This window comes from uncultured Chitinophaga sp. (genome assembly GCF_937874145.1).
GTDB lineage: Bacteria > Bacteroidota > Bacteroidia > Chitinophagales > Chitinophagaceae > Chitinophaga.
On record NZ_CALNBI010000084.1, the window covers coordinates 1 to 6928 of the forward strand.

The 6928-nt window shown below is 54.0% G+C and carries 11 protein-coding genes; 4 read left to right on the plus strand and 7 right to left on the minus strand.

Annotation, left to right across the window (positions count from 1 at the left end; genetic code table 11):
- On the plus strand, nucleotides 1-512 hold a 512-nt coding region (locus Q0510_RS03760; RefSeq protein ID WP_298708403.1), incomplete at its 5' end, for a hypothetical protein.
- A gap of 11 nt (nucleotides 513-523) precedes the next feature.
- Entirely contained in the window at nucleotides 524-1063 is a 540-nt protein-coding gene (locus Q0510_RS03765) for a cupin domain-containing protein (protein ID WP_298708405.1), read from the plus strand.
- A gap of 96 nt (nucleotides 1064-1159) precedes the next feature.
- Here Q0510_RS03765 and Q0510_RS03770 read toward each other — a convergent pair whose 3' ends face one another.
- The 5 genes from Q0510_RS03770 to Q0510_RS03790 form a co-directional block, all read right to left on the minus strand.
- Nucleotides 1160-1762 carry a YceI family protein gene (locus Q0510_RS03770; protein WP_298708406.1) on the minus strand — a complete coding sequence of 201 codons (603 nt, stop codon included), beginning with the start codon at nucleotides 1760-1762 and terminating at the stop codon, nucleotides 1160-1162.
- Between the two features lie 12 nt (nucleotides 1763-1774).
- A complete protein-coding gene (locus tag Q0510_RS03775) occupies nucleotides 1775-2242 on the minus strand; it encodes a cupin domain-containing protein (RefSeq protein ID WP_298708407.1) in 468 nt (155 codons plus the stop codon).
- Nucleotides 2243-2349: 107 nt separating this feature from the next.
- Nucleotides 2350-3081, minus strand: coding sequence for a LytTR family DNA-binding domain-containing protein (locus Q0510_RS03780; RefSeq protein WP_298708408.1), 732 nt, complete (start codon nucleotides 3079-3081; stop codon nucleotides 2350-2352).
- Between the two features lie 2 nt (nucleotides 3082-3083).
- Nucleotides 3084-4133, minus strand: a complete 1050-nt coding sequence (locus Q0510_RS03785; RefSeq protein WP_298708409.1) for a histidine kinase — start codon at nucleotides 4131-4133, stop codon at nucleotides 3084-3086.
- Nucleotides 4134-4273: 140 nt separating this feature from the next.
- Nucleotides 4274-4606, minus strand: a complete 333-nt coding sequence (locus Q0510_RS03790; protein ID WP_298708414.1) for a multidrug efflux SMR transporter — start codon at nucleotides 4604-4606, stop codon at nucleotides 4274-4276.
- A 128-nt stretch (nucleotides 4607-4734) separates the two neighbouring features.
- On the opposite strand from Q0510_RS03790, the gene Q0510_RS03795 reads away from it, so the two are divergent.
- On the plus strand, nucleotides 4735-5205 hold the full coding sequence (locus tag Q0510_RS03795) for a GNAT family N-acetyltransferase (RefSeq protein WP_298708410.1): 471 nt from the start codon (nucleotides 4735-4737) through the stop codon (nucleotides 5203-5205).
- Here Q0510_RS03795 and Q0510_RS03800 read toward each other — a convergent pair whose 3' ends face one another.
- Nucleotides 5206-5913: a DNA alkylation repair protein gene (locus tag Q0510_RS03800; protein WP_298708411.1), complete on the minus strand. Its 708-nt coding sequence runs from the start codon at nucleotides 5911-5913 to the stop codon at nucleotides 5206-5208.
- Between the two features lie 121 nt (nucleotides 5914-6034).
- Nucleotides 6035-6517 carry an FKBP-type peptidyl-prolyl cis-trans isomerase gene (locus Q0510_RS03805; RefSeq protein WP_366940985.1) on the minus strand — a complete coding sequence of 161 codons (483 nt, stop codon included), beginning with the start codon at nucleotides 6515-6517 and terminating at the stop codon, nucleotides 6035-6037.
- Between the two features lie 129 nt (nucleotides 6518-6646).
- Here Q0510_RS03805 and Q0510_RS03810 point away from each other — a divergent pair.
- Nucleotides 6647-6928: alkaline phosphatase family protein (locus Q0510_RS03810; RefSeq protein ID WP_298708413.1), on the plus strand; the 282-nt coding region annotated here is incomplete at its 3' end.

Here is a 6928-nt window from a genome sequence, read left to right on the forward strand (position 1 = left end):
GCGTGAGGATCAAAAATATGGTCAGCAAGCGCCATCCGGACAGGGCCGGGAATTCCGGCCTGGCGATCGTGCAGGTCCCGATAAAACTGGTGCCGGACGAATACTTCATTTGGGAAATGGACGGGACCCAACATATGGCCGTGGCCATCGACGGAGGACTGTTGGGAACCGCTACCACACTGATGGGCACCGGGGTCACGGGAGCGATCGGCCTTTTCCTGAACGCTTCCAAACCCGGCGGATACGACGTGGGCAGCGCGGTGGGCCCCGATCTCTTCAATGTGCAGGTGTCTATACCCGACGGCACCAGCGTCGTTTATCTCAGCACCTATTACAATTGCGGAGAAAGTGTGCCCCGTTATGGAAAAGGCAGGCTGAATATTGAGCAGTACGGCAGCATAGGCGGCATCATCTCGGGCAACTTCACGGTAACAGTTTACACGCGTGTATCGGATTGCCAGAACAAAAGTAAAATGGTGTCCGGCAGTTTCAGGATCAGGAGAAAAGCTTAAAAAATCGCCCCATGAAAGAAACGATTATCAACCCGGTCATCAAAGATGAAGTCACCTTCACTCAAACCGCGGCCCAAACGGGCGGCCGTATTTCCACTTTGCTTGTCAAGCTCATGCCTGGCGGCGGTACGCCGCTCCATTACCATAAGCACTTCTCAGAAACCTTTTCCGTAGTGGAAGGCGTGTTGACGCTCACCCTTGCCAACCGGAAGGTTCGCCTTTCCTCCGGCGAAAAGTTTACGGTGGAAAAAGGCGTGGTGCATAATTTCTCCAACGAATCCGTCGAGCCGGTGCTGTTTACGACGGTCATCTTACCCGGCTCTGCCGGCTTCGAGCATGCATTGCGCGTGCTGTATGGCCTCGCGGCCGACGGGCAAACCGATGAAAAAGGAATACCCAGGAACCCCTTGGTCCTGGCTGCCGTATCGGCGATGAGCGATATGCATCCGGCTGGTATCGCCGTCGTTTTTACGCCCCTGTTCGCCTTGCTGGGGTGCATTGCCCGCGTGGCCGGCGTGAGGCAGCGGCTGTTTAAAAAATACTGCGTATAACCTGGCAGGAGGTTGCCATCAAACCTGCAGATTAACCCCAAAACAAAAGCCTGTCGATCGTTTCGACAGGCTTTCTTGTTTTTGGGGTCATGCTTCTTACTTGGATGGGATGCCCTGGAGCGCCAGTGTGATATCGATATCTGGCAGGATGTAGAGCGTCTCGGCCGGGTCGTTGTATTTGCTCATGCCCCAGACGTGGCGGTTGAGTTTGAAGTTGGATTCGACGGATATCCTGTCTTTCGTGACGGTTACTTTCGCGGGGATCTGCAACGGATGCTCTTGTCCGATCAGGGTGAAATTGCCCGTTACTTTTACGTTTGCGCCGGTGGCGGGGTCTTTGAACGCCTCGATCTTCGTGATGCGGAAAGTGGCGGTGGGGTAAACGGCCAGGTTGAAGAAATCGGGGCTTTTCAGGTGGTTGAGCAACTCGGTTTTGGGCGGGCCCGACAAATCGGAGTTATCGATGCTGGCGATGGGGATGCTGAAGTCGCCGCCGGTGAGCTGGGAGCTGCCATCCGTGAGGAAGGCGCCCGTCACTTTAAACGAACCTTTGTGGAAATGCGTTGGGGCGCTGCCTTTCCATTCCACGGTGGATTTGCTTTCGTCGATCGTGAATTTTTGGGCGATCGATTCGTCTTTCTGCGAACAGGCCGCCAGCAGCGCCAGGATACCTGCGCCGAAATACAGTTGGAGTTTCATGTGTGATGCTTGTTATTTGGTTTCCAGAAAAAGAACCTGGTATTGTTGGGAGATCGTTTGCACCATTTTGGCAATGGCTTCCATATCGGGCGCGGGCGCTTCCGTGGCGATGGCCGGAGCGCCGTTGAGGGGTGCGCTGAAGTCTTCGAAGAAGCGGTGCAGCGTACCGGGGGTAATGAGGTTGAGCAGTTTGGCGCTGTCAGTCAGGATGCTGAAGGCGTGTGGGGTGTTTTTAGGGGCAAAGAGCGCCTCTCCGGGCTCCAGGATGGTAACCTTATCCGCTACACGGACGCTGAGCCGGCCTTCCAGCACATAGAAAGTTTCGTCTTCGTTTTGATGGACATGCAGCGGGGGCTCTGCGCCGCGGGGAAGGGTGAATTCGATGAGCGCCATGGCGTTCTGCGTATGCTCCGGCGCGATGAGGGTCCTGAAATATCCTCCCTGGTAACGCCGGAATCCGTTGGCTTGTAATGCTTCCATTTAAATAAAATTGTTGAATGGTCAGAAATGGAATGCAAGTTTCGGGGAATTGCGGCGGGCATGCAATTCATGTCGACGGACGCAGGGTTTGGTCGCTATACCGCGGGTTACGGCGCCGGCCGTACGTTGAATTTCTCCGCGCAGGCCTGCTTGTAATTGCGGCCGATGGGGATCCTGCTGCCGGCGATTACCAGGTAATTGGGGTTATATCCTTCCACTTTGGTTTCCGGAACGATAAAAGAACGGTGGATGCGGAGGAACTGGTCCATGGGCAACAGCTTTTCCACTACGCTGATCTTCTGTTTGGCGACATAAATTTTCTGCCGCGTCACTACTTTGATGTAATCCTTGATGCTTTCGATCCAGAGGATGTCTTCCGTATCCACTTTCACCGTCTGCCGGTCGATCCGCAGGTACAGGAAATGTTTGACGGGCAATGGGGCCGGTGTGTCGGGGCGTTCTTCAAATACACCTGTTTTGCCTTTCACCTGGTGCATGACTTTGTCGATTGCCCGCAGGAACCGGTTGAGGGGAATGGGTTTGACGAGGTAATCGACCGCATTGAGATCGAACCCTTCCACCGCGAACTCATGGTAAGCCGTGGTGAATATTATCATGGGCGGGCTTTTCAGGCTTCTCACGAGGTCGGTGCCCGTCAGCCCCGGCATCTTGATATCCACCAGCAACAGGTCCACTTCATGCCGCTGCAGCACCTGGAATGCCTCGATGGCGTTGCTGCAGGTGGCCACGATCCGGATTTCGGGGATGTTGGCCGTGTATTTCAGGAGGATCTCAATGGCATGAGGCTCGTCGTCTACGATCAGTGTCCGGATTTGCATGGTCAGGATTTAGTTGGGGAAGATAAGGTAACCATCATTTCTATGATAAAGCAGTCTTCTTCGTCGAACCAATGGAGGGAATGTGCTTCGGGGTAGAGGAGTTGCAGGCGGTGGCGGACGTTCTTCAGCCCGATATTGCCGCCTTGTTTGTTGGACGGGGCAGGAGCGGGTTCCGGTTTGCTGTTGCTGATCTTCAGCCACAATTCTCCTTTCGCCACCCGCAGTTCGATGTTGATCCAGGGATGGTGCATGGTTTCGCCGGCGCCATGTTTGAAGGCATTTTCCACCAGGGGCAGCATGAGAATAGGCGCGATCTGCCAGGCGGCGGGTTCCACGTCGATATTCAGGTTCAGGTCGAGCCGTTCTTCATAGCGCAGCTGTTCCAGGCGGATGTAATCTTTCAGTACTTCGATTTCCCTTTCCAGCAGTACGCGGTCGGCCGTACATTCATAGATCACATACCGCAGGATATTGGACAGGCCGAGGATGATCCCCGGGGCCTGGGGGGCATTGTTCAGCGATAGGGCGTAGAGGTTGTTGAGGGAATTGAAGAGGAAGTGGGGGTGCAGCTGCCCTTTCAGGAAGTTCAGCTCTGCCTGCAGCATGGCGTTTTTTCTTTCGTGCCACATGGCAAAAAGGGTAAGGGTTACGCCGATCCATACCACCACGTTGCTCCTTTCCACGGCATTTACAAAATCGCCTTTGCTGATCAGCTGTTGCCAGCGGTCTTTTTCCAGTTTGCTCCAGGTAAAGTGGGGGTCAGTCCGGGAATAGAAATCGAAGATGTAGGGATCGGTGATGTAAATCTCCGTGAGCCGGTACGCTACCGCCATGGCGGCCATGATGAGGAAAGCGAGGAACACGGCAGCGGAGTATTTGCCGCTGAAGTATTTACGGAGCACGAAGTACTGGAGGAAATAGAAGTAAATGATATGAACGGGCAGGAGCATGAGCACCACTTTGATCCCCAGTTCCCAGGAATCGAATGCGGTGCTGTAGATATAGGTCAGCATTAAAAAAGCGAAAATCCAGAATGCCAGGTGCGTCAGCAACCGGCCCCTGTTTCGGAATAGCCACGGTACGTCCATAATGCAAACATAGCCCTTGCGGGAAATTACCGCCCGGGATATTAAAAATAATAATATCTGGTAGACGGAAAGCCTTGTTTATCGACAAACGGCATCCCCGCGGATTAATGCGCTTCGCTTTTGGAGAATACGTTCACGACGATCACCCCGGCGATGATCAACAGCATCCCCACAATAGCGCCGGCATCCAGTTTCTGTTTATACAAAATCCAACCCGCTGCCGAAACCAGCACGATGCCGAGGCCCGACCAGATCGCATATGCGATCCCGACGGGGATCGACTTCAGGGTCAGGCTCAAACAATAGAATGCAATGCCATAACCTGCTACAACAATGAGAGAAGGCCAGGGTTTGGTAAATCCTTCGGATGCCTTCAGCGCGGATGTCGCAATCACTTCACAAATAATGGCTATGGCCAGGATGAGGTATTTCATCAGTTTGCTTTTTTCAAAAATAACCGGTTACGGCATACAAATAGTATTTTTTCGTCGATGAAGAACAGGCGGCGGCAATGGGATTATGAAAGTTTTTCGCGAGCTTTGGCGTAACATAAACCCCGCCAGACATGCTGATCCGACCGTATGAATCTTCCGATTATGATGCTTGTATCGCTGCTTTTAAAAGCAACATGCCGAAGTATTTCCTTCCCGAAGAATTGCCCGATTTTACGGATTGGCTGGATAAATACCAGAACGGCGGGCCTTTCAAAGTAGAAGGGGAGGCCGCTTATTTTGTGTTGGAGGAGGATGGATTGAACGTGGGCTGCGGCGGTGTGTTCATAGAACCGCAGAACAACCTGGCCGGGATGGTCTGGGGTATGGTGGATAACCGGCTGCATAAACGCGGCATCGGTAAAAAATTCCTGTTATTCAGGATCGAATATATCCGCCGGCATTGCCCTGCCTGCAGCATCAAGCTCGACACCACGCAGCATTCATACCCTTTCTTCGAAAAGTACGGCTTTACCATCGTTAAATACACGGAAAACGGGTATGCGGAAGGGATGCACCGGTACGATATGCTCCTCGTTCCCTGATTACTTCTCCATCGCCCGCCGTTTCAGGTCGGCCGGCATCTTTTCAATCGCATATCGCAATGCCGTTCGGGGCATGCTGGATTTATTTGCCATTACAAAGGCAAAAACCTCCGCTTCATGCCGCTCGGCATAAGCCTTCAACATCCAGCCGTACCCTTTCCGCACCATATCATCTTCGTCGTGCAGCAGCACGGTGGCGATTTGCAGCGCTTCTTCCAGCCACAAACCCTTCCTGGCCGGTATGATCAGCGATACCGCGGCCGCCCTGCGGACCCAGCGGTTTTTGGAACGCGCCCATTTCAGCAAAACAGGCAGTTTGTCGGGAAACCGCATCAGGAATTCGCCGACGGTATGATTGCAAAACGTATCGCAGGCCGCCCAGTTGGTGACGTATTCGTGCAGCCAATGTTCAAACAGCCTGAAGTCTCCCGCCGCAAATTCTTTCCGCCGCGAATAGGAAAGGTCGCAGGCGATGAGGGTTTCTTCCATATACCCCGATTCCCACAATTCCCCGCACACGGCAAACGCCGCTGCCTTGGGCTCCTTTTTGAGCGCCTGGATGAACGGCCTGGCCAACGCCTTGGACGCAGCCGATTTCACGCCGTAAGTCCGGATGTCTTCTTTGAAAAACCTCCTGGCGGAGGCTTGTCCTGCCGGTGTGCCGGCAGCGCGTAAATCTTCCTGCAATTGTACGATCAGCGGGGTCATGCGCAAATATTGAAGTAGCAGTTTATCGGGAAAGGAATGGTGAATGTTGAAAAAGCGTATGCAGGCTTGCTGCAATAAAAAAAGGCCCGTCCGCTTGCAGCTGGACGGGCCCTGGAATAATTTAGCTGATTCCCAGCAGCTCCACGTCGAAGATCAGGGTGCTGTTGGGGCCGATCTGCGCACTTACCTGGCGGTCGCCGTAGCCGAGGTCCGCCGGGATGAAGAAGCGCCATTTGCTGCCCTGGGGCATCAATTGGAGGCCTTCGGTCCAGCCCTTGATCACCATGTTGAGCGGGAAAGTGGCCGGCTGTCCGCGTTGTACGGAGCTGTCGAACACGGTACCGTCGATCAGGGTGCCATGGTAATGGCAGGTCACTTTGCTGGTAGGGCCAGGCTTCGCGCCGGTACCTTCTTTAATGATCTCATATTGCAAACCGCTGGGAAGCGCCGTAACACCGGGCTTTTCCTTGTTGGCGGCAAGAAAGTCCTGGCCGGCCTTCAGGTTGGCGGCTGATTTTTCGTTCTTCATCTGAAAAAGTTTGTCTGCGATGCCCATATCCGTTGATTTATTTGCCGCGAAGTTACGAAAGAAAAATATCTCCATCCCTGAGGGCAAATCCCCCGCCTTCCGCCTCCTGTACCTGCCGGGGCGGCAGTTCATATAAGTTTGACATTGCCGGTCCGGAATTATTCCTATTTTGGCCCATCGGCATTTAACCTTAGAACAATCCTTATGGACTCAAGAAGAGAATTTCTCCGGAAAGCAGCGCTACTCACCGGAGCAGGGGGGCTGGCCAACATCCTCCCCGAAACCATCCAGCGGGCGATGGCCATCGATCCCGCGCCCGGCAGCACCTTCCTGGACGCCGAGCACGTCGTTTTCCTCATGCAGGAAAACCGCTCCTTCGATCACTGCTTCGGCACCCTCCAGGGCGTCCGCGGTTTCAACGACCCCCGCGCCGTGAAAACCCCGCAGGGACACAACGTCCTCTTCCAGCCCGACAAAGACGGCAAC

What these genes read in the sequence shown, in the direction of transcription:
- Q0510_RS03765 (WP_298708405.1), top strand. Translation starts at nt 524, where the DNA reads ATGAAAGAAACGATTATCAACCCGGTCATCAAAGATGAAGTCACCTTC.
- Q0510_RS03770 (WP_298708406.1), bottom strand. Translation starts at nt 1,762, where the DNA reads ATGAAACTCCAACTGTATTTCGGCGCAGGTATCCTGGCGCTGCTGGCG.
- Q0510_RS03775 (WP_298708407.1), bottom strand. Translation starts at nt 2,242, where the DNA reads ATGGAAGCATTACAAGCCAACGGATTCCGGCGTTACCAGGGAGGATAT.
- Q0510_RS03780 (WP_298708408.1), bottom strand. Translation starts at nt 3,081, where the DNA reads ATGCAAATCCGGACACTGATCGTAGACGACGAGCCTCATGCCATTGAG.
- Q0510_RS03795 (WP_298708410.1), top strand. Translation starts at nt 4,735, where the DNA reads ATGCTGATCCGACCGTATGAATCTTCCGATTATGATGCTTGTATCGCT.
- Q0510_RS03800 (WP_298708411.1), bottom strand. Translation starts at nt 5,913, where the DNA reads ATGACCCCGCTGATCGTACAATTGCAGGAAGATTTACGCGCTGCCGGC.
- Q0510_RS03805 (WP_366940985.1), bottom strand. Translation starts at nt 6,517, where the DNA reads ATGGAGATATTTTTCTTTCGTAACTTCGCGGCAAATAAATCAACGGAT.